This is a genomic window from Microvirga sp. jy35 (genome assembly GCF_056148915.1).
Genome location: NZ_JBWBEW010000005.1, coordinates 1 through 24,400, shown reverse-complemented (window position 1 = coordinate 24,400; position 24,400 = coordinate 1). Strand labels below are relative to the sequence as shown.

Sequence of the window (24,400 nt, the reverse complement as noted above, 5' to 3'; positions counted from 1 at the left end):
GGGCGAGATGGCGAAAGCGGTTCTAGGCATCATCGGCGGATCGGGGGTCTACGACCTGCCTGGCCTCCAGGACATGCGCGAGGAGCGCATCGGGTCTCCCTGGGGCGAACCGTCGGATGTGCTGCGCATCGGCCGCATCGGCGACACGGCGATTGCGTTCCTGCCCCGGCATGGGCGTGGGCACCGCCTGTCGCCCTCCGACATCAACTACCGGGCCAACATCGACGTGATGAAGCGGGCGGGCGTCACCGACCTGATCTCGGTCTCCGCCGTCGGCTCGTTCAAGGACGAGTATTATCCCGGCTTCTTCGTGCTGGTGGACCAGTATGTGGACCGCACCCACAAGCGAGAGACCTCCTTCTTCGGACGGGGCTGCGTCGCCCATGTGCCCATGGCCCATCCGGTCGGACCCCTGCTGCGGAAGCGGATCGCCGATGCGGCTCTGGCCGAGGACATCCCGTTTGCGCTCGGCGGCACGCTCGTGTGCATCGAGGGGCCGCAATTCTCAACATACGCCGAGTCGATCACCTACAAGGGGCTCGGCTACGACGTGATCGGCATGACGGCTATGCCGGAGGCCAAGCTCGCCCGCGAGGCCGAGATCACCTATGCCACCATCGCCATGGTGACCGATTACGATTGCTGGCACCCGGAGCACGACCATGTGGACGTGGCCTCCGTCGTGGCGGTGGCGCAGCAGAACGCCGCCAAGGTCGCGCGCCTCGTCGCCCGCGTGGCCCGCGACTTCCCGGCCGAGCACGAGCCGTGCCCCGCAGGCTCCGACCGGGCGCTGGGCGGCGCCATCATGACCGCTCCCTCCGCCCGCAATCCTGATCTCCTGAAAAAGTTGGATGCGGTGGCGGGCCGGGTGCTAAACCCCTCAAAAGCGTGATCGCCGGCGCCTTGCGCGCCCACCCGTCACGGATCCATTCTCACCCGACACCCAGGCAGGCTTGAACCCATGGACCAGCGTCTCCTCACCGACCTGAAGGCCGCGATCCGCTCGATCCCGGACTACCCGAAGCCGGGCATCGTGTTTCGGGACATCACGACCCTGCTGGGCGATGCGCGGGCCTTCCGGCGCTCCGTGGATGAGCTGGTTCATCCGTTCGCGGGCGGTCGCGTCGACAAGGTGGCGGGCATCGAGGCGCGCGGATTCATTCTCGGCGGCGCCATAGCCCACCAGCTGTCCTCCGGCTTCGTGCCGATCCGCAAGAAGGGCAAGCTGCCCCACGAGACGGTGCGGATCGCCTATTCGCTGGAATACGGCGTCGACGAGATGGAGATCCACACGGATGCCATCGGTGAGGGCGAGCGCGTGATCCTCGTGGACGACCTCATCGCCACCGGCGGCACGGCAGTCGCGGCCACTCAGCTCCTGCGCCAGATGGGGGCCAATATCGTCGCCGCCTGCTTCATCATCGACCTGCCGGATCTCGGCGGCGCCGCGAAGCTGCGCGATCTCGGCGTCGAGGTGCGCAGCCTCGTGAGCTTCGAGGGGCATTGAGATCAGATGTCATACCCGGCGGCCGCAGGCAGGGAAGGGGATCCATAGCGCCGAGAGTACGGGTGGATTCCCTTCCCCTCCGCTGCGCTCCGGCCGGGAATGACACCAAAGAGAACGCCTCACCCCCGCCTTTCCCAGAACACCATGCCGTCGAAGGCGAAAACCGCCTCGCCGTGCTGGTTGGTGCCGGTGTTGTGGTGGAACACCAGGCCCCATTCCGGGCGGGACGCGGAGGGGCGCTTGGCCGTCACGGTGGTGCGGTAGGTGATCGTGTCGCCCGCATAGACGGGCTTGAGCCATTTCAGGTTGGAGAAGCCGGGGGAGGGGCCGAGCCGGGCCGGCCTCTGGCCGTGGGCGAGCGCATAGGCGCGGATCCGGTCGCGATGGCCGACCATGTGCTTCATCCACACGCTCGCGGTGTGCCAACCGGAGGCGCAGAGCGCGCCGAACAGGCTGCTCTTTGCGGCCTCCGCATCCACATGGAAACGCTGCGGATCGAACTGCCTCGCGAAACGGACGATCTCGTCGGGCGTGAAGGTATACGAGCCCAGCTCCTCCGTCTCGCCGATGACGAGATCCTCGAAATAGGGGTTTGAGGAGATCGGCGGAATCCCCCGCTGGGGATGGTGGCCGGACCGGGAACGGGCATCGGGCGAGACGGCTCCGCCCGAGAAGGGCTCGGCATTGCGGGTGGCGAACATCACCCAGTTGGTCTGGGTCAGCACGGTCTCGTCGGCTTGGTTGACCATGTCGAAGTGGAGCTGCACGAGGCCCAGCGTGGGCCGGCTCTTGGAGATGCGGCTCTCCAGGACCTTCACGCGCGAGCGCAGGGTATCGCCCGGCCTCACGGGTCTCACCCATTTCACCTCCTCGATGCCCGGAGCGCCCATGGCGGAGGAATCCAGCAGCAGCCCATCGGCCACGAGGCGCATGTTGAGGCTGCAGGTGTGCCAGCCCGAGGCGATCAGGGTGCCGACAAAGGAATCCTTGGCCGCAACCTCATCCACATGGAAGGGCTGGGCATCGTATTCCCGCGCGAAGGCCAGGATGTCGTCCTTCGACACATGGAGCGGGCCGAGGGTCTGAGCAAAGCCGGCGGGCAGATCTTCGAACGTGCGCATGTGCAATCCCCTATCGGGGCCTGCCCTTAGCACAACGGGCCTTTCAGGGGGAGGCCCCGCCAGCGCACCCCCGGCCTGTCGCCGGTGCGCCGCCCGAGGGGTGAGTTCGATGCCGCAAAGCAGAAGGAGACGGGCCAGGCCCGTCCCCTCGTAGGATGCGAGAATCTCGTCCGTTCAGACGACGATCAGAGCACGAACCAGCTTTTGCTGAGGTCGATGGAGCCCTTGAGCTTGATCACGGCCTCGGCGGCTTTGTCGTTATCCGTGTTCAGGTAGACGTAAGTCTCCTTCTTCGTCTTCTCGTAGCGCACCTGGCCGGCCTTGCTGAACCCCTTCGTGCCGATGAAGCTGAAGTTCTGGTCGCCGCTCTTCTTCGTGTTGGCGTCCACCGCCCGCAGGTCGAGCTTGTCGCCCTCCTTGCCGCGGAAGTCGGTGATGTAATCCGCCTTCGTCTTGGACGAGCCCGTCTTCCGGTCGTCGAACACGAACACGTCCCGGCCCTTGCCGCCTGTGAACGTGTCTTTGCCCGTGCCGCCGATCATCCGGTCGCTGCCGTCGCCGCCGTTGAACACGTCATTGCCCGCGCCGCCCATTAGCGAGTCGTTGCCCGCATCGCCGCTCAGGCGGTCATGGCTCGCGCCGGCGTTCAGCGTGTCGTCGCCGCCGCCGGAGAAGGTGTCCCGGCCGGCCCCGCCGAGGATCAGATCGCCCAGGGCGCTACCGGTGGCATTTTCATCGGACTGATCCTGGATCCCGATCACGAAGATCTTAGTGGCAGTTCCACCGTCCTGATCGGTGATCCGCACCTCGATGGTATGCGACCTTGCTTGCTCATAATCCAGCCGCACGCCGTCCGCCACTTCGAGAACACCTGTCTTAGCGTCGACCTTGAAGCGGCCTCCGGCGTCATTGGTGAGCTGGTACGAAAGATTGTCGCCAGCCGTGTCGGTAGCGGAGAACGTGCCGATATCGCGGCCGGTCAGAGTGTTTTCCTGCACGGCGTCGCCTACCAATTTGATGTCTGTCGGATCCGTGTTGAGTAGGCTCGCCGCTTGTATCAAGCGACCGTTGAAGTTGAAGAACTCCACGCCGGTGATTCTGTCGGTTCCGTCGCGATTCTTATCATCGGTGATGGTGTAGGAGTTCTCCGCAACACGCGTGATTGTGTAGTCGTTGCGGCCACCAGTGAACACCACCGTATCCTCTCCGCCACGGCCGTCGATGGCGTTGTCGCCCGCGTTGCCGAACTTGTTGCCCGTCAGATCAACGTCGTTACCGGCCACGGCGCGCATGATTTCCACATGCATCTCGTCGGTCAGGGCATAGTCCGCCATGGCCATGATCGTATCCGTGCCTTTGGCGGAAGCCTCGATGATGACATCCTCCTGCCCATCGATCCAGTAGGTGTCGTTGCCGTCGCGGCCTTCCAGTATGTCTTTCCCGCTGTAGCCGTCGAGAACGTTGTCCGCATCATTGCCGATGATATGGTTGTCGAGATCGCTTCCGGTGCCCTCTATGGCTGTGCGAAGTAGTGTGAGGTTCTCAACATTTTTGTACTGATCGGGATTCGCGATCGTGCCGGTAAGGCTGAGGCTCACCGTCGACATCACGGTATCGGTACCTCCGACCGCATCTGCAGCCTCCTCGATCATATCGTCGCCATCGACGATGTAGATGTCGTTGCCACCCAGGCCTATCAGAATATCCGTGCCGCCATTACCGTCGAGACGGTTGGCGCCAGCATTGCCCTTGATGAACTGGCCGAGCTCGTTGCCGGTTAGATCCAGCGCAGCCTCGCTGGAAGCCTCAAGCCACTCGATGCCTTGGCCTGCCTGCAAGGTAAAGGACTCCAGAGCCCAAGCCTTATCTATATCAGCGCTGCTCGCGTCTTCAACGATCGTGTCGCTACCGTCCACGTAGTAACTGTCGTTCCCAGCGCCACCTGAAAGGGTGTCCGTTCCGGCATTGCCATACAGCTGATCGTCATCGGCCTCGCCGTAGAGGCGGTCGTTGTCGGCACCACCATGAACGGTGTCGTTGCCGCCACCGCCATAGATGGTGTCGTTGCCGCCGTCACCGCTCAGGAGGTCGCCTTCGTCCTGAACAGGCGTGTTGTCGCTCAGGCGGAAAATCTTGCCTGTGTTCTCTTGCCCCCAGCCCTGTGCGTAGCTGACAACGTATAGGTTACCTTGCCCGTCCAATCCGAACGAAGAGATTTGACCGAAATCGACTGACGCTCCTTGAGCATCCTTGAACCTATTCGTGACATCTTGGACTGTAGGGATGCTCTCGCCGACATCCATGGCAAAAATCTTGCCGGCTACATAATCGGCGAAAATATACTTTCCATCCAGATCGCCAGCGCCATCATAGAAGTAACCTCCTGTAACTGACTGCCCGATACCGCGGCCATAGTAGTGGTAAGGATCTGTATAGTGATCAGTGCCTTCAGGCTCAGCCTGAGGACCATCAGCCACCTGAGCAACGCGCCAGCCGTAGTTCTTCCCGGCCTCTACGATATTGACTTCTTCGTAGGTGTCCTGACCCACATCGGCGACGTAAAGCTTGCCGTCCGGTCCGAAGCTAGCACGCCAAGGGTTGCGCAGACCGATGGCCCAGATTTCAGAGGGGTGCGGTAACTCCGCATTAACGCCTTGGAATTCTGTCGGGTTGGCCGGCTTGCCATCGGTGCCATCTGGAATCCGGTAGTTGCGATCAGCATCTCCCTCGAAATCATCGCCATTCACGTCAATGCGAAGGATCTTGCCGAGGTGGTTGATCGAGCCGTCAGAATTGACGAGGGTCTGAGCAGCGTTTCCGTTAAGTTCACCGTTTTCATTCCTCCATCCATCACCTGTCGCAATGTAGAGCATGCCGTCCGGCCCGAAGTCGATCCATCCAGCTCGATGATGGGACGTGTTATCCGGGTAGTCGATCGTCATGATCTTGCGAGTGGTGTGAGCTGGCGGGATGCGCGTGCTATTCAAGTCGATCGTATACTCGACAATGACTTGTTCCCGGCTCCCCTCCTCAGTGTAGTTCACGTAGCACTTGCCGTTCGTGGCGAACTGCGGATGGAAGGTAAACCCTATAAGACCAGCCTCATCATTGCCGTCGATTAGAGGATCTGGGATTACTATGAAATCTTTTGGTTTCGCTTGCGGGTCTGTGAGGTCATGAACAGTGATTCTTCCGCCTTGCGAGACAATGAACAGGCGATCTGTATCGCCCTTTGGTGCCGTAACAAGAACTGGCCGGTAAAGCCCTCCCGCGACTTCCGTTGTCGGCGGAACTCCTGCCTCCGGGTAGCCGTAGATCTCATCTGCCCGATCAGTGCCGGTATGTGTGTCCGAGCCAGAGGTGCCGCGGTAAGTCGCCATAACAATTGCCCCATAGTGAAGAGATTTTCTTCGGTCCATCTGTCGCGGAGGCACGCGTGGGCGACAACTCTCTGAACGGAGAGGGATGCTGACGAAAGGTCAGGGTTTGTGGGCGCTGCGGCGTTTGGCAGCAATCAAGGCGAAAAATTCCCCGCCGCGTTGTGCGCTAGGCGGATCGGCTCGGGCAGGCGGTACTTTGGCGAGCAGCGGAGCACGAGCTCGGCGGCGGTGGGGATGTCGGCGAGATGGCCGGGGGAGATGAACATGGGGTTCTTGGCCGTGCGGGTGCGCAGGGCCACGCCGATGGTCTCCTTGCGGTCGATCAGCGGCGCGGCCGAGCCCTTCTCCTCGGCCAGATCCTTGTAGCGTCCGCACAGGAGCGTCTTGCCGCAGCCGATAGTGGGGCGCTGCAGCCACAGGCCCATATGGCTGGCGATCCCGATGCGGCGCGGATGCGCGATACCCATGCCGTCGAAGAGGAAGACGTCCGGTACGGTTTTCAGCTTCTCGAACGCCTCTTCGAGAACCGGCCCCTCGCGGAAGCTCAGAAGGCCTGGAACGTAAGGAAAGGGCGTCGGGCGCTGCGCCAGCACGGTTTCCACCGGCAGGAAGCCCGGATAGGTCACGACCACGATGGCCGCCTGGGAGTGCTCGTTCTTCACGCTCACATCCACGCCCGCCACCAGCTCGACCCTGTCGAGGGCGATGGGTCGGTCGGAGATCACTTCCCCGCGCAGCTCCTGCTGCAGGGCGATGGCCTCGGAAGGCGAGAGGTTCCAGTCGTGGCGATGGTGAAGCTTCATGATCCGGCATCGAAGAGGACGAAGGCACAACGCTCAAGGTTGGGGATCGATCCCTCCCTGTCCCAGGACACGTGCCCTGTCCGCGGCGATCCTATGGCCAAGCCTGAGGGCCGGCTACGCAATGTCCCTTAGGGGCATTGTCTGAATGTTGTCCTCGGTCGGATGGGTGTACATCCCTTCCCATCCTAAAGATAAGTCCAACAACGAGGATGTCATGTCTCGCGTATTTGCCACGAACGGCATCGTGACTGTTAAGCCGGAAACAGGAAAGCGCGCCGCGGCCGGTCTGGCGGCCTTCGGCGCCGGCCTCTGGGCACTGCCGGCCGAAGCCCATGTGAAGTGGTTCGCCCCCTACATCGTCGATGCCGCGCCGCAGCCGATCTCCGCCACCCTGACCAATGCGTGGTTCTGGACCGGCATCGGCCTCGTGCTGGCCTTCTTCCTCGCCACCCTCATGGTCGAGCGCGGCTTTATCGGCCGCGGCGTCCAGTCGGGGCTCGACCGGGTCAGCGCTCCGCTCTGGAGCCGCGCGGACGATTTCATGCGGGTCTCCATCGGGGGCTTCTTCGTGGCGATCTTCGCCGTCGGCGGCATCTATCTCACCCCCGACCTCAAGACGGATTACGAGCTCATCTCTTGGGCGCAGCTGCTGATCGCCATGTGCGTCTTCTCGCGCCGGACCATGCCGATTGCGGCGGCCGGCATCATCACCCTGTGGGTTGTGGCGCTGCGTGAATACGACCTGTTTCACCTGCTCGACTATCTGGCGCTCGGCGTTGCGGTCGCGGCCTATCTGGTGATGGCCTCGTCCGATAACGAGAAGTGGCGCGCCCGCCGGTTCCTGGCCCTGCGCTGGGGCATCGCGATTGCGCTCATGTGGTCGTCGCTCGAGAAGTTCGCCTATCCGGACTGGTTCTATCCCCTCGTGGAGGAGAAGCCCTTCCTGACCTTCGGCATGCCGCGCGACGTGTTCATCCCGATGGCCGGCGTCGCCGAGTTCACCATGGGCTTCGGCCTGCTCTGGACCCCGCTGGTGCGCCGTCTCTCGGCCGTGGCCCTGCTGGCGATCTTCTTCACCGCGGTCTATCCGTTCGGCCGCATCGACCTCGTCGGCCACGCCCTGATCATGGCGGCCCTCTTCCTGGTCGCCGCCGATCCGTGCCGCGAGGCCAAGGCGGTTGCCGTGAAGATGCCGAATGCTTTGCCGCGCTTCGGCAGCCTGGCTTCGGTTCCTGCAGGTCTGGCCGTCGCCCTCGTGGTGCTGGTGAGCGGATACTGGGGGCTGCACGGCGTGTTCTATGGCGCCACGTATGAGGCCGGGCAGCAGATGGAACTCACCACCCACTCGCACAGCAAGGAATACCCGCATGGGCCTCAGGCCAAGCCTGAGAACCACAGCCACCACTGAGTATTACAAGCCGGGCCGCTCATGAGCCGCCCGGCTTGATCTTTCGCAAGGAATGACCGAACGGGATGGAGGCATGATGCTCCATCCTTTTTGTTTTTGAGGAGATCCGCTTTGGCGCATTCAGCCACAGGGCGCAGCATCCCGATCATCAGCCCGGCCGAGGGCGTGACGGAGGAGATGATCCGGGAACTGGTGGAGACGTTCTACGACCGGGTGATCCGCGATCCGGAGCTCGGGCCGATCTTCCACACGGCGCTCTCCGGCCGCTGGAGCCAGCACCTGGCCCTGATGGTGGATTTCTGGTCCTCGATCGCCCTGAGGTCAGGGCGCTACCAGGGCAAGCCGCAGGCGGCCCATATGAGAATGAGCCTGACGCCCGAGCTTTTCTCGCGCTGGTTGTCCCTGTTCGAGGCGACGGCTCGGGAGATCTGTGAGCCTGAAGTGGCGGCTTTCTTCGTGGATCGGGCGGGGAGGATCGCCGAGAGCCTGCAGATCGGCCTCGGAATCGGACCGAAAGCCCTGCGGCTGCCTTAGGGCTTTAAGCTACCGCTCCCACCACTCGAGCTCTTCATCGCCGCGCTTGGGCAGCAGGGACGAGATGCCGATCATGAGAAAGCCGCAGGCCACGAGCACGCCGACGAAGAACTCGGCGCTGCCGAAGCCGGGGGACAAGAACGTTTCGAAGAAAGCCTGCATGGGACGTCAACCTCCATGCAGGCTTTGTCGCACCATGGCCCTGAACGGGCGAAAAAGCCTGCGTTCAGGATTCCGACAGGTTTACGTGTTGAACCGGAAGTGCATCACGTCGCCGTCCTGGACGACGTATTCCTTGCCCTCCAACCGCAGCTTGCCCGCATCGCGCGCGCCGGCCTCGCCCTTCAGGCCGGTGTAATCCGTGTACGCAATGGTTTCGGCCCGGATGAAGCCCTTCTCGAAATCCGTGTGGATCACCCCGGCGGCGCCGGGGGCCTTGGTGCCCTTGGTGATGGTCCAGGCGCGCGCTTCCTTGGGGCCGACGGTGAAGTAGGTGATGAGGCCGAGCAGTTCGTAGCCGGCGCGGATCACCCGGTTGAGGCCGGGCTCGGTGAGACCGACCGCATCGAGATAGTCCTTCTGCTCATCGGGCGGCAGAACAGCGATCTCGCTCTCGATCTTGGCCGAGACGACGACCGCCTTCGCGCCCTCTTCCTTGGCCCGCTCGAAAACCTTGGCCGAGAAGGCGTTGCCCTGGTCGGCAGAAGCCTCCTCAACATTGCACACGTAGAGGACGGGCTTGGAGGAGAGGAGGCCCAGCATCTGGAACAGGCGCTCCTCCTCGACCTTGCGCTCCACCATGCGGGCGGGCTTGCCCTCGCGCAGCAGGGGCAGGGTCCGGTTGACGAGGTCGAGGGTTTCCTTCGCCTCCTTGTCGTTGCCCTTGGCCTTCTTCTCGAGGGCGGTCACGCGCTTCTCGAGGCTGTCGAGGTCGGCCAGCATCAGCTCGGTCTCGATGGTCTCGATGTCGGCAATCGGGTCGATCTTGCCTTCGACGTGGGTGATATCCGTATCCTCGAAGCAGCGCACCACATGGGCGATGGCATCGACCTCGCGGATATTGGCCAGGAACTGGTTGCCGAGGCCCTCGCCCCGGGACGCGCCGCGCACGAGGCCCGCGATGTCCACGAAGGTGAGGCGGGTCGGAATGATTTGCGCGGAGCTGGCGATGGATGCGAGCTGGTCGAGCCGGTCGTCCGGCACCGCCACGTCGCCCACATTGGGCTCGATGGTGCAGAACGGGTAGTTGGCGGCCTGCGCCGCAGCCGTCTGCGTCAAGGCGTTGAAGAGGGTAGACTTGCCCACGTTCGGCAGGCCGACGATGCCCATTTTGAAGCCCATGGCCTCACTCCTTGCATAGCCGGCGTTCGCCGGCGTGATTCCTGAACTAGGTGGCCTTTTCTCCGGGCCGTTTCACGTCCGTCCAGCCTCTCGCCTCCATGGCGAGGTGGACCTTGTTCTGAAAGCTGCCGTCCTCAGCCTTTGCGAGAAGGGCGGCGCTGTCCGCGATGATCCGGCACAGGTCATCGACCCAGGCCTCTTCGCTCTTTCCGAAATCGCCGAGCACATGGCTCTGCACCAGGGCCTTGTGGCCGGGATGACCGATGCCGAGCCGCACCCGGCGGTAATCGTTGCCGCAATGGGCCGAGATGGACCGCAGGCCGTTATGCCCCGCATTGCCGCCGCCGATCTTCACGCGCAGCTTGGCCGGCGGCAGATCGAGCTCGTCGTAGAAGACCGTCACGTCATGAAGCGGGATCTTGTAGAAGGTCTGCGCTTCTCCCACCGCCTGGCCGGACAGGTTCATGTAGGTCTGCGGCTTGATCAGCAGCACCTTCTCGCCCCCGATCACGGCATCGGCGGCCTCCGCATGGAAGCGTTTGCGCCAGGGGCCGGCATTGTGCACGCGCGCGATCTCGTCCACGGCCATGAAACCGATATTGTGGCGGTTCCTGGCGTAGCGGGATCCGGGATTGCCGAGGCCGACGAAGAGGCGCATCGCTTGGTCCTGCTCATAAGAAACGCTCCGGCCTTGCGGTCGGAGCGTCGAAGCCGATCGATGGGCTTGAACGCCCGATCAGAGCCTTTAGGCGGCAGCGCCTTCAGCAGCCGGAGCCGCATCCTCTTCCGTGAGGCCGGTCGGGGCCACGACGGTGACGAGGGTCACGTTCTCGGTGGAGGTCGCCTTGGCGCCGTTCGGCAGGGTGATGTCGTTGAGGTGGACGGAGTCGCCGATGTTGAGACCGTCGACCGAAGCCTCGATGTAGTCCGGAATCGAGTCGGACGGAACGAGCAGTTCCACCGAGTGCTCGACGATCTGGAGCGCGCCGCCGCGCTTTACGCCGGGGCTCTTCTCCTGGCCGACCACGTGCACCGGAACCACGACCTTGATCGCCTGACCCTGCGAGAGGCGCAGGAAGTCGACGTGGACGGGGAAGTCACGGACGGGGTCGAGCTGGTAGTCGCGCGGGATGGCGCGGATCGTCTGGCCGTCCACGTCGATCTCGAAGATCGTGGTGAGGAAGTGACCGGCGAAGATCAGCTGCTTGGTCTGGTTGAAGTCGAGGGCGATCGCCTGGGCCGGCTGGCCGGCTCCGTAGATGACGGCGGGAACTTGGCCTTGGCGACGAACGGCCCGGGCGGCCCCCTTGCCGGCCCGGTCGCGCGCCACGGCCTTGATTTGCTTTACTTCGCTCATGGTCGTGGTCCTATAGATTGAGTGGAAAAACCGATGGCCGCCAAGGTCCTGAAACCTACCGGCGGCCATGAGGTCAGCGCCCGTGCCTCCAAGGGTGTCGAGCGGGCGCGAGGCGGCTTATAACGGCAGATTGCCTGAAACGCAACAAGTTGGCAGGGGGTTAAGCGGTTGCCCTAAAATTCCGGCCGAGATCTCTGCCGGCTTCCACATAATGGCGGAAGACGTAAAGCAGAGGCTGCCAGCGGCTGACGTCGATATAGTTTGTCCCGGCGAGCGTCACGTCCTCATGGGCATGCACACGCAGCACCTGCGTTTCGATAATGGCGAAGGAATGTTGGCAGCCGATTTCCCATTTTCCCCCACCCGGTGCGTGGGCCGCAACGATGCGGGCCTCAAGCTGGAGCGGGCATTCGGCAATGCGCGGCGGGCGGACTATATCGGAGGGCAGGGGGGTGAGATCGGCGGCCTCGAACTTGTTGGGTTCGTAGTGATAGCCACCTGCCACTTTGTATTCGGGAACGGGATTGCGCCCTGTCGTCCGCGCGAGCCGCTCCACTTTCTCCCAAAGGGTTGCCGGAGCGACATTGATCACGCACTCGCCCTCACGGACCGCATTCTCGCTTCCCTGGCCGCCGGTCGCCATGCCGAGCACGATCCGGTCATTCAAAGCCCAGGCAGACGACATGGGCGAGATATTCGGCGTGCCGTCCATGTTCAGCGTGGTGATCAGGGCAACTGGGGTTCCGAAATAGAGGACCGGCGGCTCAATGACCCGGTGGAGCGGAATATCTCCGTCCTGCGCCTGTGAAATGTCCATGACCATGGTTCCAGCTGATATGTTGTATCAACAGGAACATAGTAAGAACATATACCTCTGTCCAGAGCAATCACTTCGGCAGAAGCCGAAATATTCCCGTCGTATTGAGGCAGTTCCCTTGATCAGTCGAACAGGCTTGAAACCGAACTTTCCGTCGCCGTGCGGCCGATGGCTTCGCCCATGAGGGACGCGATGGAGATGACGCGGATGTTGTGGGCCGCTTTCACCGCCTCGGTGGGCATGATGGAATCGGTGATCACGAGCGCCTTCAGGCGGGAGCTGGCGATGCGGGCCACCGCGCCGCCGGAGAGCACCCCGTGGGTGATGTAGGCGTAGACCTCCTTCGCCCCGTTGGCCAGGAGGGCGTCGGCGGCGTTCACCAGGGTGCCGCCGGAATCGACGATGTCGTCGACCAGAATGCAGGAGCGGCCGGACACGTCGCCGATGATGTTCATCACCTCGGATTCGCCGGGACGATCGCGGCGCTTGTCGACGATGGCGAGCTGGGCATCGATGCGCTTGGCGAGCGCACGGGCGCGCACCACGCCGCCCACGTCCGGCGAGACCACCATGCGGTTACCGCCGTCAAGGTGTTCCTTGATGTCGCGCGCCAGGATGGGCGCGGAGAAGAGGTTGTCCGTCGGAATGTCGAAGAAGCCCTGGATCTGGCCGGCATGGAGATCCAGCGTCAGCACGCGGTCGACCCCCGCATGGGCGATCATGTTGGCCACCAGCTTGGCCGAGATCGGCGCGCGGGATGCGGACTTCCGGTCCTGCCGGGCATAGCCGAAATAGGGGATCACTGCCGTAATGCGGCGGGCCGAGGCCCTGCGCAGCGCATCGGTGATGATCAGAAGCTCCATGAGGTGGTCATTGGTGGGGAAGGAGGTCGACTGGATGATGAACACATCCTCGCCGCGCACATTCTCCTGGATCTCGACGAACACCTCCATGTCCGCGAAACGCTTCACCTGAGCTCTGGCCAGGGGAATATTGAGATAGGCGGAGATGGCCTCCGCCAGCGGACGATTGGAATTTCCCGCAACGAGCTTCATGAAAGCAACTTTGGCTCTGTGTGACCGACAATGCCCGCTGCGCAACGTCTCAATCCGTGCGCGGCCGAGCGCAAGGGTCTTAGCAGCGATATCAGACCGTCACAATACGCGTGAGCGGCTTTGATGCGCCGCAAAGCCGGGTTGTTGCCATGCGATTATTGCATTGCAACTTGGTTATCCTCGTCCAGGGGCTCCGTCGGCTGGATCTCCGCCGTCTGGATCGGCGCTTCGGCCGGGGCAGGAGGCTCGGACTTGGCCGCGCTCAGGAACTCGGCGATCTCGCCCATGCTGGCCTGGGCCAATCTGGCAAGGGCCTGCTTGTCGAGAGACGAGATGGAAGCAACTGGCGCGGGGCTCGACCCTTCCAGGCGCTTGGCCCGGCGCTTCTGGGAATCGAACACGTCCCAGACATAGGCCACCTTGGTTTCTCCGTCCTCGGTTGCCGTCGAGAGGTAGCCGCGGACCCGGTAGCGTGCCTCGGCGCTGGCGCCGACGAGGTCGACCTTGCGGTCGGTGGCTGCGGCGGCGAGCTCCTCGGCCAGGGCAGTGCGGATCGGAGCCGGTGCCCCGTCGATGCTCTCGAGGGCGACGGGAATGCCCTCGGGCGATGCGGTGAAGGTGCCCTGGCAGGCTCCCATCGCCGTCGTGAGCACGATCGCGGCAAGCCGCCCTGCAAGCGCCATTTCGGCCATGAAAGCCCCCGTTCTTGTTCTTAGTAACGAAGTCTTAAGCTTAACGGAGGCTGTCGTCCAGATCAGCCGCGTCGGCGCAGCAGGACCGCCAGCGAATCGAGCCCAAGGGTGACGAGACCTGCCGTCAGCCCCCAGAACGCGGAGCCGATGCCGAAGAGGGTGAGACCGGAAGCGGTCACTGCCAGGGTGATGACGGCAGGAAAGACCTTGGAGCCCTCGGAGAGCGAGGAGCCGAGGGCGCCTGCGAAGGCGCCCAGGAGAGCCAATCCCGCCACGGTCTTGATGAGTTCGGGCGGCAGCGCCGCGATCAGGCCGATCAATGCCGCGCTGAAGGCGGCGAAGACCAGGTAGCTCAGGGAATAGAATGGTCCCACCATCCAGCGCTTCGCCGGATCGGGATGGGTGTCGGGCCCGGTGCAGATCGCCGCCGAGATGGCCGCGAGGTTGCTCGTGTGGGCGCCGAAGAGGGCGGTGACCACGGAGGCCAGTCCCGTTACGGCCAGGATCGGGCGGGAGGGCGGCTGATAGCCGGACGCCCTGAGCACTGCGAACCCCGGCAGATTCTGGGAGGCCATGGTCACCAGAAAGAGCGGCAGCCCAAGCCCGATCAGCGCTGCGGGCTCGAAGGCAGGCTCGATGAAGGTGAGCGACGAGAGGCTCAGGTCCGACGTGAGCGGCTGCGCCATTCCCCCGCCGAAGGCGATGCCGAGGCCCACGAACAGCACGGCCAGGACGGCGAGTGCCGGATTGAACAGGCGCACGGCGAGGAAGATAGCCACAAGGGGCAGAACGAGGCCGGGCGCGCCCTGCGCGCTCTGGAACACCCCCACGACGAACTGGAGGAGCACGCCAGCCAGCATGGCGGCCGCGATGGAGGTGGGGATGCGCTCGATCGCGCGCCCGAACGGCCTGATCAGGGCCGCCAGCACGATCAGGGCGCCGGCCAGCAGGAAGGAGCCGACTGCCGCATGGATCGAGATGCCGGTCGAGGCTGCGATGAGCGCTGCGCCGGGAGTCGACCAGGCGGTGATGACCGGCATCCGGTAGCGGACGCTCAAGAAACCGCTGGTTGCCGCCATGGCGAGGCACAGGGCCGCGACCCAGGAGGAGGTCTGTGCCGCATCTGCGCCGACGGCCTGCGCGGCCGCGATGATGATCGCGATCGTGCTGCCGAACCCCACCAGGGCCGCGACCACGGCTGATGTGACGATCGACAGGCGCATGTCCGGCTCCACTTCCCTAAAGAGCTTCGCCGTTTAGCCCGAACGGCGGGCCTGCGCCAGTTCGTCGGCGGCACTTTCCTCACGACTCCTGAGCCCTTAAATCTCTTTTATGAATCGCAACACCACCAATGACGTCCCGCCGGACATTCTGGACAACGAGGAAGACGATCAGTCGGTCGCCCTTGAGAGCGGCTCGGATGTCGAATTCGACCTGGAGGCCAATCCGGGTTCGGTCCAGCGCGGCACGGAGGTCATCCGGCATTTCTGGGCCACCCTTCCCAATGCGCCCGGCGTCTACCGCATGCTCGATGCGAAGGGCGACGTTCTCTATGTGGGCAAGGCGAAGAACCTGAAGAACCGCGTGGGCTCCTATGCACGCGGGCAGGCCCATTCCAACCGCATCGCCCGGATGATCGGCGAAACCTCGTTGATGGAATTCGTCACCACGGCGACGGAAACCGAGGCGCTGCTGCTCGAGGCCAACCTCATCAAGCAGCTCAAGCCCCGCTACAACGTGCTGCTGCGGGACGACAAGTCGCTGCCCTATATCCTGCTCACGGCGGACCACGAGGCGCCGCAGCTCGTGAAGCATCGCGGCGCGCGAAAGCGCAGGGGCGATTATTACGGCCCCTTCGCCAGCGTCTGGGCGGTGAACCGCACCATCAACGCGCTCCAGCGCGCGTTCCTGCTGCGCTCCTGCAACGACAGCTACTACGAGAACCGCACGCGGCCGTGCCTGCTTTATCAAATCAAGCGCTGCTCGGGTCCCTGCACCAACGAGATCCCGCATGAGGAATATGCCGGGCTCGTGGCAGAGGCCCGGGCCTTTCTCTCAGGCAAGTCGAATGCGGTGAAGCAGCGCATCACCGAGGAGATGCAGCAGGCTGCGGAAGACCTCGAGTTCGAGCGGGCCGCGCGCTGCCGCGACCGCCTGGCGGCGCTCTCGGCCATTCAGGGTGTCCAGGGCATCAACACGCAATCGGTGGAGGAGGCGGATGTCTTCGCCCTCGATGAGCAGGCGGGGCAGTTCTGCGTCGAGGTGTTCTTCTTCCGCAACTGGCAGAACTGGGGCAACCGCGCGTACTTCCCGAAGGCCGACAAGTCCATGAGCCGCGAGGAGGTTCTCGGCTCCTTCATTGCCCAGTTCTATGACGACAAGCCGGCGCCGCGTCTCGTCCTGCTCTCGCACGAGATCGAGGACGCGGAGCTGATGGCGGCCGCGCTCTCGACCAAGACCGACACCAAGGTCGAGATCCACGCGCCGCAGCGCGGCGAGCGGCGTCAGCTGATCGAATACGTGCTTCGCAATGCCCGCGAGGCGCTCGGGCGACGGCTTGCCGATACGGCCTCGCAGCAGAAGCTTCTCGTCTCCCTCGGCCAGGCCTTTGGCCTGCCGAAGCCGCCCCGGCGCGTGGAGGTCTACGACAACTCGCACATCATGGGCACCAATGCGGTCGGCGCCATGGTGGTGGCAGGGGCGAACGGCTTCATGAAGCAGCATTACCGCACCTTCAACATGAAATCGGAGGACCTGAAGCCCGGCGACGATTACGGCATGATGCGCGAGATGCTGCAGCGCCGCTTCGCCCGCCTTGTGAAGGAGGAGCCGCGAGGCCCGGACGGCAATGGCGTAGCGCATGGAGATGACGGATTTCCCGCCTGGCCCGATCTCGTGCTGATCGACGGCGGCAAAGGACAGCTCGAGGCGGCGCGCCAGGCGCTTGCGGAGGTGGGCGTCAGCGAGGACGATGTGGCGCTGATCGGCATCGCCAAGGGGCGCGACCGCGATGCCGGGCGCGAGACCTTCTTCAAGCCGGGCCAGCCGCCGTTCAAGATGCCGCCGCGGGATCCGGCGCTCTATTTCGTGCAGCGCCTGCGCGACGAGGCGCATCGCTTCGCCATCGGGGCCCATCGGGCCAAGCGCAAGCGCGAGCTGGTGAAGAACCCCCTCGACGAGATCGCCGGCATCGGGCCGACCCGCAAGCGGGCGCTCCTGCATCATTTCGGCACGGTCAAGGCGATCCAGCGCGCCGCCCTGGAGGATCTGATGAAGGCGCCCGGGGTGAATGCCGCCACGGCCCGGGCCGTCTACGACTTCTTCCACGAGCGAGGCTAGGATTTGGGTGCTGCTGGATGTGGATCACGTCACGGTGACGTTTCGCAAATGCCGGCTTCTGCAATTGACGGACCGTCCGTCCTCATGCTTCCTGCGGGAGCTATGAAGATTGCTCCGTCTTTGGGCCGTTCGAAGGCCTTCAACCTGGCGAACCTGCTGACCTATGGCCGGCTTGTGGCGGTGCCGGCCGTGGTCGGTCTCCTGTTCTGGCCCGAGGACCACTGGTCGCGCTGGTTTGCCCTGATCGTGTTCGCGGTGGCGGCCATCACCGACTACCTCGACGGCTACGTGGCCCGCACCTTCGCCCAGCAATCGGCCCTCGGGCGCATGCTCGATCCCATCGCCGACAAGCTGCTCGTGGCCGCCTGCCTGCTGATGCTGGTGGCCGACGGCACCATCCATGGCTGGGCGCTGTGGGCCGCCATCGTGATCCTGTGCCGCGAGATCCTGGTCTCGGGCCTGCGCGAGTTCCTGGCCGAGCTGAAGGTCAGCGTGCCGGTGAGCCGGGTGGCCAAGTGGAAGACCACCCTGCAACTCGTGTCGCTGGGCTTCCTGATCGCAGGACCGGCCGGCGAGACGGTGCTGCCGAACAACACGCTCATCGGCATCGTCCTGCTCTGGGTGGCGGCGGTTCTGACGATCTACACCGGCTGGGACTACTTCAAGAACGGCATCCACCACCTCATGGACGAGGGCTAGAGCCATGAAGCTCGTCTACTTCGCATGGGTCCGCGAACGGGTCGGGAAAACCGACGAGGACGTGGTCCTGCCGGAGGGCATCGGCACGGTGGCCGATCTGGTGCGCTGGCTCAAAGACAGGGGCGAGGAATACGAGTACGCCTTCGAGAATGAGGGCATCGTCCGGGCCGCCATCGATCATGTCCACGTCAAACCCGAGGCCTCGATTGCCGGCGCGCGGGAGATCGCCTTCTTCCCGCCGATGACGGGAGGTTAGCTCCCCTCGGGGGCAGGACCGCCATGGCACGAACCATCCGAATTCAGCCTGAGCCTTTCGACACCGCCGCCGAGACGGCCGCCCTGACCGGCGGGAGGGCGGATATCGGTGCGGTGGTTGCGTTCACGGGTTTTTGCCGGGATGAGGGTGGGCGGCTCGTGGCCCTCGAACTCGAGCATTATCCCGGCATGGCCGAGGCTGAGATCGACCGGATAGCCGAGGAGGCGGAGAACCGCTGGCCCCTGCTGGGTCTGACGGTGATCCATCGCTTCGGCAGGATGTCCCCCGGCGAGGAAATCGTGCTGGTTCTGGCCGCCAGCGCCCATCGCACGGCCGCCTTCGAGGCGGCGTCGTTCATGATGGATTATCTCAAGACCCGGGCCCCGTTCTGGAAGCGGGAGCACCTCAAGGACGGCACGGCCGGAGCCTGGGTCGAGGCCAAGGAGACCGACGACCGGGCCATGGAACGCTGGGCCTGACGCGTCAGGCGTGTTTGGATTGGATGCCTCCCTGAAGCGCCTCCGGCGAGGGCCAGAGATAAATGACCACCGGCCATTCCCGTGCATCGACCTTGACCATGATCTGCTTGACCGCCACGCCCCCGATGGCCTCGTAGAAGGATCGGAAGGGGTTCTGCTCGAAGGCTCCGATCGAGATCGGCCCGGGAGCATGCGTCTTCAGCCACTCGGCCGCCGCCAGAAGAAGCCGGCGGCCAATACCTCGACCTTGTTGCTCGGGCGAAACGTAGAGCAGGGTGACCTGTGCCACGGACCCCACATCATTGCGGTCGTTGAGGCACACTGCGAGGAAGCCGGCGATATCACCGGCCTGCTCCGCGACGAGCAGCAGCTCCGCGTCCGGGTCGAACTCCCTCGAGAGCCACGTCCCGACCTCCCGACCGCGGTAATCAGGGTCGATCCGTGGGCCGAGTTCGGCTTTCGACATGAAGCCGGAATAGGCCTGCTGCCAGCCGGAGGCCAGAATCCGCCCGATGGCAGCGCTGTCAACTGAGGTTCCGGGGCGGATCACGAGATCGGGCAAGACAGGGCTCATGGAGGAGCTTGGCATTCAGGGTGCGGATCCTTGACCTTATGCTGCGAAAGGCGGACCATTGCGAGAGAAATGACACGCGGAGATGCCTATGCGCAGCGTGGTCTTCCTTCTCAGCCTGATGCTATCAGCCCCTGTGGGCGCCCACGAGCGCCCAACGCTGCCTCAGCAGGCTCAAGCTCCCGAACACAATCCGCTCGAGTGCTACTGCCGGGCTCAAGGAAAGATGTTCGCCCCCGGGGAGAAGGTGTGCCTGAAGACGGCCGATGGGCCGCGGCTCGCCCAATGCCAAATGGAGATCAATGTCATGTCATGGAGCCTCACCGAGGCGCCCTGTCCTGAGACATAAAAAAAGCTGCCGGTGAGGGCAGCGCGGAGGGACCATGAAGATTGCCGGGCTGGTCGCCCGGAGCGGCAGGGCGCCCGCTTCAGAGAAGACCGGCGACGATTGCAACGATGAACGAGGAGGAGACGCAGACGGCAGCGATGTTCAACTTGGCCGTCCAGTCGAGATTAGAGGTTAGATGCATCGTAGCCCCCTTCGTCCTGAGGGGTTATTTCCCTCTCTGAATGTATAGGTACACTATCAAACCTCCGAGATCCTGAGAAGCGCTCCGGGTCGGCCGGAAGCGGTCGAGGGCCGATAATGAAATGGTTAATAATGAGTTAACGCCTTGTTTTCGTTAGCTCGTAATCGTTTTCAGCATCAGACGAAAAAAGTTCCTGATCCATTCTGTCGCACCCGGTTTTTCTCATGATTTCATAGGCCAGCAGAGGCGCCTGAGGCCCGAATCGGCCTCGGGTCGGAGCTTCCTCTTCCGCCGTTGACGGGATGTTTACGGCCCTGTCCTAGTCTCCCGCCCATGCGTCGTGGGTTAGTTGCGTTTTTTGCCCTATCGCTCGTCGGGCTCGGGCTTACAGGTTGCGGACTGTTTCGGTTCGAGCAGCGCGAGCCTTGGCGCGCGCAGGCCGAGGAAGCCTGCCTGTCGCAGCGACTCGTGCAGCCTTCAGCCTATATGGCCCTGAGTTCCAAGATCGACGGCCCTGGCGTCTGCGGCATGGACTACCCGTTCAAGGTCTCGGCCTTCAACAATGGCGCCGTCGGTTTGAAGTCGAAGGTGACGCTTGCCTGCCCGATCATCCCGCAGATCGATACCTGGCTCGACGAGATCGTAAGGCCTGCCGCGGAGATGTATTTCGGCGTCCCGCTCGCGGACATCAAGGCAGGCTCCTATTCCTGCCGCCCCCGAAACAACCAGCGGGGCGCCAAACTCTCCGAACATTCATTCGGCAACGCGCTCGATATCATGGGTTTTGCCCTGACCGATGGACGGGAGATTTCGGTGGTGAACGGCTGGCGGAGCCGGGATCCCGCCGAGCAGGAATTCCTGCGCGAGGTCTTCGTCGGCGCCTGCCGGTACTTCACGACGGTTCTGGGGCCGGGCTCCGACGCCTTCCACTACGATCACCTCCACATCGATCTGGCGCGGCACGACCCGAAAGGGCAGCGGCGCATCTGCAAGCCGATCTTGAAATTCGCTCCGCGGATCGACCCCGAGCGCAGCCAGGAGGCTCTTCAGAGCGCGGCCGCCGCGGGCGATCTGGCCCCGGTGGACGTGGAACAGGATGTGCCGGCAGGGAAAGCCTATATCCCGCCCGCGCCTCCTCCTGCACCTGCCTTGTCTGCCCCCGTTGCTCCACCGCCGCGATACTCGTCCTCGAACGGCTATGCGGCCGACCTGCCAGGTGCGGGCGTCCCAAGGGCCTCGCCCGCCCCGTCCTATCCGCAGCCGCCGACCGGCCGGCCCTCGGAGCAGACCTATCTCCCGCCGCGGCCGCAGGGGCGCCCGGCGGGTGCGCCGATGATGCTGAACAGCCACGCCATCTATTAAACCACAAGCGGAGCCTTGACCTTCCTGGGCTTCGCCCACATGGTCGATGGAACACGATCCGAAGACCTGTTGGAGCATCCGAATGAAGTGGCTGGCGGCTTTCATCTCCTGCATGATGTTGAGCGCACCTGCGATCGCCCGCGAGATCACGCCTGCAGAGCGGCGGGAGGAGCCCTTTGACGCCTCCCTGCCGGCCTGTGCCGATCCATCCGTGCTTCAGGACATCAGTGCGAACTTCGCCCACAAGGAATACAGGTTCTGGAATTCCAACCTGAAGATCCTCTCCTTCGAGCGGGTGCAGCAGGTCGCCTGGCGTCCCTGGGGACTCGACTACATCCCCCGCCGCTTCTGCACGGGCACCGTGCTCGTCTCGGACGGGTACAGGCACAAGATCAACTTCTCGATCCGTGAGGATCTCGGCTTCATCGGCATCGGCTGGGACACCGAGGCCTGCGTGGACGGCTTCGACCGCCACTATGCCTTCGCTCCCCATTGCAAGCAGGCCGCTCCTTGATCCTGCGCCGGTGCTTGGCGCAACGATCGGAAAAGTGGACCCGGTTTTTCGGCAGCGTGATGCGGCATGCCAAAGGAGCTGGAGCGAAGGGCGCTGTCAGAAAAGCCTCCTTGGCTCTCACCCTCGCGGGTGCCTGCCTTCTCTCGTTCTCTCCCACGGCGGCTCAAGGGCCTCGAGAGGCGAGGGGCGCCCCCATGGGGCAGTTCGACTTCTATGTGCTCGCGCTCTCCTGGTCGCCGGGCTTCTGCGAGAACAGCGGCAGCCGGAGCCGGCAATGCGACAGCGGCACCGGGCTCGGCTTCGTCACCCATGGTCTGTGGCCGCAGAACGAGAAGGGGTATCCCAGCTTCTGCGAGCCCAGCGGACGCTTTGTGCCGCGGGCGGCCATCGCTGATGCGGATGGTCTGTTCCCCGATGAGGGTCTGGCACGCTACCAGTGGCGCAAGCATGGAACCTGCTCAGGGGAATCCCCGAGCAGCTACTTCCAGGCCGTTCGTCGCGCCCGCGACCTGGTTCGCATTCCCGAGAGCTTCAAGGGGCTGGACAGCCGCTCCCGGGTGCTGCCGAACGAAATCGAGCAGGCTTTCCTGAACGCCAATCCGGGCCTGCGCGCCGACATGATTGCGGTTTCCTGCGGACGGCGCATCTTTCAGGAGGTGCGCATCTGCCTCGGCAAAGACCTGCGTGGGTTCCGTCCCTGTCCCGAGGTTGATCGCGATGGCTGCCGGGCGGGCGAGATCACTGTCCCGGCGGTAAGATAGCGCATCGAACGATACGCCCATAAAGGAGATGGGCATCGGCCAAAAGCGGTTTCCACTTTTGCCCCGATGCCGTAGGCCAGCCATGAACTACCGCCACGCCTTTCACGCCGGCAACTTCGCCGATGTCATGAAGCACGCCCTTCTGGTGCGGATCCTCGCCTATCTGCAGCGCAAGGAGACGCCGCTCCGAGTCATCGACACCCATGCGGGCATCGGCCTCTACGATCTGACAGGTGACGAGGCCGAGCGAACCGGGGAATGGATCGAGGGGATCGGGCGTCTGGACGAGGCTCTTGCGCCGGAGGTGGAGGAAATCCTCGCTCCCTATCGCAAGGTGATTGCCGATGTACGCGCCCGGCATGGAGAGACCATCTATCCCGGCTCCCCCGGCATCATGCGCGAGGTCCTTCGGCGGCAGGACCGGGGTGTGCTCGTGGAACTGCATCCGGCCGACCATGCGGTGCTGAATGAGGCCTTCAATGAGGTCTCCAACCTGAAGGTCATGCATCTCGACGGCTGGACGGCCCTGCATGCCCTCATTCCGCCCAAGGAAAAGCGCGGTCTCGTCCTGATCGACCCTCCCTATGAAAAGCCGAACGAGTTGGAGCGGCTCGGGACGGAGCTGCTTGCAGCGCTGAGGAAATGGCCGACCGGCGTCTATGCCGGCTGGTACCCTGTGAAGGATGTCGGCCCTGTCGATGCGCTGGCCGGGCGCCTTCATCGGGAGAGTTCGCGTCCGGGCCTGCGCCTCGAACTCTATGTGGACGATCCGCGCGATGCGACCCGGCTCAACGGCAGCGGGCTCCTCATTCTCAACCCGCCATGGTCGCTGAGGGAGGAGGCGGAGATTCTCCTGCCGGCCTTGGCAGAGCGCCTGTCGCGCAGCGGCTACGGCGCTTATCGCTGTGAAGCCTTCGGTCCCCCTGCTTAAATCGGATTGCCGCAGGGGCTGCGACCGTTCATGACTTGCCCCACTCTCTTAAATCAGGGGTTTGCCCATGCTCGTTCTCCGCTCCTCGCCTGCATCGCCTTTCGGCCGGAAGGTGAAGCTCACCGCCGCCATTCTCGGTCTCTCGGATCGGATCGAGATCGTCGAGGCGGACACTTTGAATCCTGAGGATTCGATCCGCCAGCAGAATCCGCTGGGCAAGATCCCCGCCCTCATACTGCAGGACGGTCAGGTGCTCTACGATTCCCGCGTGATCGTCGATTATCTCGATCATCTGGCCGGCGGCGGGCGCGTCATTCCGAACGGGCCGGAGCGGTTTTCAGCCCTGCGCGATCAGGCGCTGGCCGACGGCATCATGGATGCCGCGCTGCTTCAGGTCTATGAGGGCCGCTTCCGCCAGGACGATAAGCGCGAGCCGAAATGGGTCGAGCATCAGGCCGACAAGGTGCGCCGCGGCCTCGACCACGCGGAGGCTCATCTCTCGGCGCCGGGCCCGGACCTGCAGATCGGCCAGATCGCTCTCGCCTGTGCCCTGGGCTATCTCGACCTGCGCTTCGGCGGCCGCTGGCGCGAGAGCTACCCGAAGCTCGTGGCTTGGCTTGCCGATTTCGAAGCCCGCGTTCCCGCTTACGCCAAGACGAGGGTGACGCCCTGAAACGAAAAAGGCCCGGGGGGTGACCCGGGCCTTGATCTGTCCTTGAACTGTCTCTGTGGGAGACGGGTCTTAGTAGGTGCTGAACTTGTAGCTGAGGCCAGCACGGACCGTGTGGAATTCAATGTCGTTGCTGCCGAGCGCGACATTGTTGAAGAAGTTATCACCACCATCAAAGTTGGTGTAACGGTATTCAAGACGGGTGGTCAGGTTGTTGGTGAAGGCATATTCGATACCAGCACCCAGGGTCCAGCCGGTCAGCGTGTCGTCGTC

General features: G+C 63.8%; 26 protein-coding genes. 13 read left to right on the top strand and 13 right to left on the bottom strand.

Annotation, left to right across the window (positions count from 1 at the left end; translation table 11 throughout):
- Positions 1-7 precede the first annotated feature (7 nt).
- Positions 8-892 carry an S-methyl-5'-thioadenosine phosphorylase gene (locus AC0QTX_RS06385; RefSeq protein ID WP_474602997.1) on the top strand — a complete coding sequence of 295 codons (885 nt, stop codon included), beginning with the start codon at positions 8-10 and terminating at the stop codon, positions 890-892.
- A gap of 69 nt (positions 893-961) precedes the next feature.
- Positions 962-1,507: an adenine phosphoribosyltransferase gene (locus AC0QTX_RS06380; protein ID WP_474602996.1), complete on the top strand. Its 546-nt coding sequence runs from the start codon at positions 962-964 to the stop codon at positions 1,505-1,507.
- A 119-nt stretch (positions 1,508-1,626) separates the two neighbouring features.
- On the opposite strand, the gene AC0QTX_RS06375 is transcribed toward AC0QTX_RS06380, so the two are convergent.
- The 3 genes from AC0QTX_RS06375 to nfi all read right to left on the bottom strand — a co-directional run bounded on the left by AC0QTX_RS06375 (position 1,627) and on the right by nfi (position 6,811).
- On the bottom strand, positions 1,627-2,628 hold the full coding sequence (locus AC0QTX_RS06375; RefSeq protein ID WP_474602995.1) for a MaoC family dehydratase: 1,002 nt from the start codon (positions 2,626-2,628) through the stop codon (positions 1,627-1,629).
- Positions 2,629-2,813: 185 nt separating this feature from the next.
- Complete coding sequence (locus AC0QTX_RS06370) at positions 2,814-6,008, bottom strand: PQQ-dependent sugar dehydrogenase (RefSeq protein ID WP_474602994.1); 3,195 nt, start codon at positions 6,006-6,008, stop codon at positions 2,814-2,816.
- Positions 6,009-6,142: 134 nt separating this feature from the next.
- Positions 6,143-6,811 carry a deoxyribonuclease V gene (gene nfi, locus AC0QTX_RS06365; protein WP_474602993.1) on the bottom strand — a complete coding sequence of 223 codons (669 nt, stop codon included), beginning with the start codon at positions 6,809-6,811 and terminating at the stop codon, positions 6,143-6,145.
- 214 nt (positions 6,812-7,025) lie between these two features.
- On the opposite strand from nfi, the gene AC0QTX_RS06360 reads away from it, so the two are divergent.
- Positions 7,026-8,219, top strand: coding sequence for a hypothetical protein (locus AC0QTX_RS06360; protein WP_474602992.1), 1,194 nt, complete (start codon positions 7,026-7,028; stop codon positions 8,217-8,219).
- Positions 8,220-8,330: 111 nt separating this feature from the next.
- Positions 8,331-8,753, top strand: a complete 423-nt coding sequence (locus tag AC0QTX_RS06355) for a group III truncated hemoglobin (protein ID WP_474602991.1) — start codon at positions 8,331-8,333, stop codon at positions 8,751-8,753.
- A 9-nt stretch (positions 8,754-8,762) separates the two neighbouring features.
- On the opposite strand, the gene AC0QTX_RS06350 is transcribed toward AC0QTX_RS06355, so the two are convergent.
- From AC0QTX_RS06350 to AC0QTX_RS06315, 8 genes are all read right to left on the bottom strand, one after another.
- The gene (locus AC0QTX_RS06350) at positions 8,763-8,915 is read right to left on the bottom strand and encodes a hypothetical protein (RefSeq protein ID WP_474602990.1); all 153 of its coding nucleotides are present in this window, start codon (positions 8,913-8,915) and stop codon (positions 8,763-8,765) included.
- Between the two features lie 81 nt (positions 8,916-8,996).
- Complete coding sequence (gene ychF / locus AC0QTX_RS06345; RefSeq protein ID WP_474602989.1) at positions 8,997-10,094, bottom strand: redox-regulated ATPase YchF; 1,098 nt, start codon at positions 10,092-10,094, stop codon at positions 8,997-8,999.
- A 46-nt stretch (positions 10,095-10,140) separates the two neighbouring features.
- Positions 10,141-10,752, bottom strand: coding sequence for an aminoacyl-tRNA hydrolase (pth, locus tag AC0QTX_RS06340; protein ID WP_474602988.1), 612 nt, complete (start codon positions 10,750-10,752; stop codon positions 10,141-10,143).
- An 87-nt stretch (positions 10,753-10,839) separates the two neighbouring features.
- Positions 10,840-11,451 (bottom strand): 50S ribosomal protein L25/general stress protein Ctc, encoded by a 612-nt coding sequence (locus AC0QTX_RS06335; RefSeq protein WP_474602987.1) that lies wholly within the window; start codon positions 11,449-11,451, stop codon positions 10,840-10,842.
- A 160-nt stretch (positions 11,452-11,611) separates the two neighbouring features.
- Complete coding sequence (locus AC0QTX_RS06330) at positions 11,612-12,268, bottom strand: flavin reductase family protein (RefSeq protein WP_474602986.1); 657 nt, start codon at positions 12,266-12,268, stop codon at positions 11,612-11,614.
- A 122-nt stretch (positions 12,269-12,390) separates the two neighbouring features.
- Entirely contained in the window at positions 12,391-13,323 is a 933-nt protein-coding gene (locus AC0QTX_RS06325; protein WP_474602985.1) for a ribose-phosphate pyrophosphokinase, read from the bottom strand.
- 155 nt (positions 13,324-13,478) lie between these two features.
- Positions 13,479-14,015 (bottom strand): hypothetical protein, encoded by a 537-nt coding sequence (locus AC0QTX_RS06320; RefSeq protein WP_474602984.1) that lies wholly within the window; start codon positions 14,013-14,015, stop codon positions 13,479-13,481.
- A gap of 62 nt (positions 14,016-14,077) precedes the next feature.
- Positions 14,078-15,238, bottom strand: a complete 1,161-nt coding sequence (locus AC0QTX_RS06315; protein WP_474602983.1) for a benzoate/H(+) symporter BenE family transporter — start codon at positions 15,236-15,238, stop codon at positions 14,078-14,080.
- A 109-nt stretch (positions 15,239-15,347) separates the two neighbouring features.
- On the opposite strand from AC0QTX_RS06315, the gene uvrC reads away from it, so the two are divergent.
- The 4 genes from uvrC (at position 15,348) to AC0QTX_RS06295 (ending at position 18,788) form a co-directional block, all read left to right on the top strand.
- Positions 15,348-17,354 (top strand): excinuclease ABC subunit UvrC, encoded by a 2,007-nt coding sequence (uvrC, locus tag AC0QTX_RS06310; protein ID WP_474602982.1) that lies wholly within the window; start codon positions 15,348-15,350, stop codon positions 17,352-17,354.
- 102 nt (positions 17,355-17,456) lie between these two features.
- Complete coding sequence (pgsA, locus tag AC0QTX_RS06305; RefSeq protein WP_474602981.1) at positions 17,457-18,053, top strand: CDP-diacylglycerol--glycerol-3-phosphate 3-phosphatidyltransferase; 597 nt, start codon at positions 17,457-17,459, stop codon at positions 18,051-18,053.
- A gap of 4 nt (positions 18,054-18,057) precedes the next feature.
- Entirely contained in the window at positions 18,058-18,309 is a 252-nt protein-coding gene (gene moaD, locus AC0QTX_RS06300) for a molybdopterin converting factor subunit 1 (protein ID WP_474602980.1), read from the top strand.
- Positions 18,310-18,332: 23 nt separating this feature from the next.
- Positions 18,333-18,788: a molybdenum cofactor biosynthesis protein MoaE gene (locus AC0QTX_RS06295; RefSeq protein WP_474602979.1), complete on the top strand. Its 456-nt coding sequence runs from the start codon at positions 18,333-18,335 to the stop codon at positions 18,786-18,788.
- A gap of 4 nt (positions 18,789-18,792) precedes the next feature.
- On the opposite strand, the gene AC0QTX_RS06290 is transcribed toward AC0QTX_RS06295, so the two are convergent.
- Positions 18,793-19,350, bottom strand: a complete 558-nt coding sequence (locus AC0QTX_RS06290) for a GNAT family N-acetyltransferase (protein WP_474602978.1) — start codon at positions 19,348-19,350, stop codon at positions 18,793-18,795.
- An 872-nt stretch (positions 19,351-20,222) separates the two neighbouring features.
- Between AC0QTX_RS06290 and AC0QTX_RS06285 the strand changes: the two genes are divergently transcribed.
- The 5 genes from AC0QTX_RS06285 (at position 20,223) to AC0QTX_RS06265 (ending at position 24,130) form a co-directional block, all read left to right on the top strand.
- Entirely contained in the window at positions 20,223-21,251 is a 1,029-nt protein-coding gene (locus tag AC0QTX_RS06285; protein ID WP_474602977.1) for an extensin-like domain-containing protein, read from the top strand.
- 82 nt (positions 21,252-21,333) lie between these two features.
- Entirely contained in the window at positions 21,334-21,765 is a 432-nt protein-coding gene (locus tag AC0QTX_RS06280; protein ID WP_474602976.1) for a hypothetical protein, read from the top strand.
- Between the two features lie 59 nt (positions 21,766-21,824).
- Positions 21,825-22,526 (top strand): ribonuclease T2 family protein, encoded by a 702-nt coding sequence (locus AC0QTX_RS06275; RefSeq protein WP_474602975.1) that lies wholly within the window; start codon positions 21,825-21,827, stop codon positions 22,524-22,526.
- 82 nt (positions 22,527-22,608) lie between these two features.
- A complete protein-coding gene (locus AC0QTX_RS06270; protein WP_474602974.1) occupies positions 22,609-23,457 on the top strand; it encodes a 23S rRNA (adenine(2030)-N(6))-methyltransferase RlmJ in 849 nt (282 codons plus the stop codon).
- A gap of 67 nt (positions 23,458-23,524) precedes the next feature.
- Positions 23,525-24,130, top strand: coding sequence for a glutathione S-transferase family protein (locus AC0QTX_RS06265; protein ID WP_474602973.1), 606 nt, complete (start codon positions 23,525-23,527; stop codon positions 24,128-24,130).
- Positions 24,131-24,199: 69 nt separating this feature from the next.
- Here the strand turns inward: AC0QTX_RS06265 and AC0QTX_RS06260 are convergent.
- Positions 24,200-24,400, bottom strand: a 201-nt coding sequence (locus tag AC0QTX_RS06260) for an outer membrane protein (RefSeq protein ID WP_474602972.1), incomplete at its 5' end; no start/stop codon positions are given.

Excerpts from the sequence above, each read along its gene's own strand:
- AC0QTX_RS06265 (WP_474602973.1), top strand. The coding sequence starts at position 23,525 with ATGCTCGTTCTCCGCTCCTCGCCTGCATCGCCTTTCGGCCGGAAGGTG.
- AC0QTX_RS06375 (WP_474602995.1), bottom strand. The coding sequence starts at position 2,628 with ATGCGCACGTTCGAAGATCTGCCCGCCGGCTTTGCTCAGACCCTCGGC.
- AC0QTX_RS06330 (WP_474602986.1), bottom strand. The coding sequence starts at position 12,268 with ATGGACATTTCACAGGCGCAGGACGGAGATATTCCGCTCCACCGGGTC.
- AC0QTX_RS06385 (WP_474602997.1), top strand. The coding sequence starts at position 8 with ATGGCGAAAGCGGTTCTAGGCATCATCGGCGGATCGGGGGTCTACGAC.
- AC0QTX_RS06295 (WP_474602979.1), top strand. The coding sequence starts at position 18,333 with ATGGCACGAACCATCCGAATTCAGCCTGAGCCTTTCGACACCGCCGCC.
- AC0QTX_RS06275 (WP_474602975.1), top strand. The coding sequence starts at position 21,825 with ATGCGGCATGCCAAAGGAGCTGGAGCGAAGGGCGCTGTCAGAAAAGCC.
- AC0QTX_RS06350 (WP_474602990.1), bottom strand. The coding sequence starts at position 8,915 with ATGCAGGCTTTCTTCGAAACGTTCTTGTCCCCCGGCTTCGGCAGCGCC.
- uvrC (WP_474602982.1), top strand. The coding sequence starts at position 15,348 with ATGAATCGCAACACCACCAATGACGTCCCGCCGGACATTCTGGACAAC.
- pgsA (WP_474602981.1), top strand. The coding sequence starts at position 17,457 with ATGAAGATTGCTCCGTCTTTGGGCCGTTCGAAGGCCTTCAACCTGGCG.
- AC0QTX_RS06370 (WP_474602994.1), bottom strand. The coding sequence starts at position 6,008 with ATGGCGACTTACCGCGGCACCTCTGGCTCGGACACACATACCGGCACT.
- AC0QTX_RS06360 (WP_474602992.1), top strand. The coding sequence starts at position 7,026 with ATGTCTCGCGTATTTGCCACGAACGGCATCGTGACTGTTAAGCCGGAA.
- AC0QTX_RS06285 (WP_474602977.1), top strand. The coding sequence starts at position 20,223 with ATGCGTCGTGGGTTAGTTGCGTTTTTTGCCCTATCGCTCGTCGGGCTC.
- nfi (WP_474602993.1), bottom strand. The coding sequence starts at position 6,811 with ATGAAGCTTCACCATCGCCACGACTGGAACCTCTCGCCTTCCGAGGCC.
- AC0QTX_RS06380 (WP_474602996.1), top strand. The coding sequence starts at position 962 with ATGGACCAGCGTCTCCTCACCGACCTGAAGGCCGCGATCCGCTCGATC.
- pth (WP_474602988.1), bottom strand. The coding sequence starts at position 10,752 with ATGCGCCTCTTCGTCGGCCTCGGCAATCCCGGATCCCGCTACGCCAGG.
- AC0QTX_RS06315 (WP_474602983.1), bottom strand. The coding sequence starts at position 15,238 with ATGCGCCTGTCGATCGTCACATCAGCCGTGGTCGCGGCCCTGGTGGGG.
- AC0QTX_RS06320 (WP_474602984.1), bottom strand. The coding sequence starts at position 14,015 with ATGGCCGAAATGGCGCTTGCAGGGCGGCTTGCCGCGATCGTGCTCACG.
- AC0QTX_RS06270 (WP_474602974.1), top strand. The coding sequence starts at position 22,609 with ATGAACTACCGCCACGCCTTTCACGCCGGCAACTTCGCCGATGTCATG.
- AC0QTX_RS06280 (WP_474602976.1), top strand. The coding sequence starts at position 21,334 with ATGAAGTGGCTGGCGGCTTTCATCTCCTGCATGATGTTGAGCGCACCT.
- AC0QTX_RS06325 (WP_474602985.1), bottom strand. The coding sequence starts at position 13,323 with ATGAAGCTCGTTGCGGGAAATTCCAATCGTCCGCTGGCGGAGGCCATC.
- AC0QTX_RS06335 (WP_474602987.1), bottom strand. The coding sequence starts at position 11,451 with ATGAGCGAAGTAAAGCAAATCAAGGCCGTGGCGCGCGACCGGGCCGGC.
- ychF (WP_474602989.1), bottom strand. The coding sequence starts at position 10,094 with ATGGGCTTCAAAATGGGCATCGTCGGCCTGCCGAACGTGGGCAAGTCT.
- moaD (WP_474602980.1), top strand. The coding sequence starts at position 18,058 with ATGAAGCTCGTCTACTTCGCATGGGTCCGCGAACGGGTCGGGAAAACC.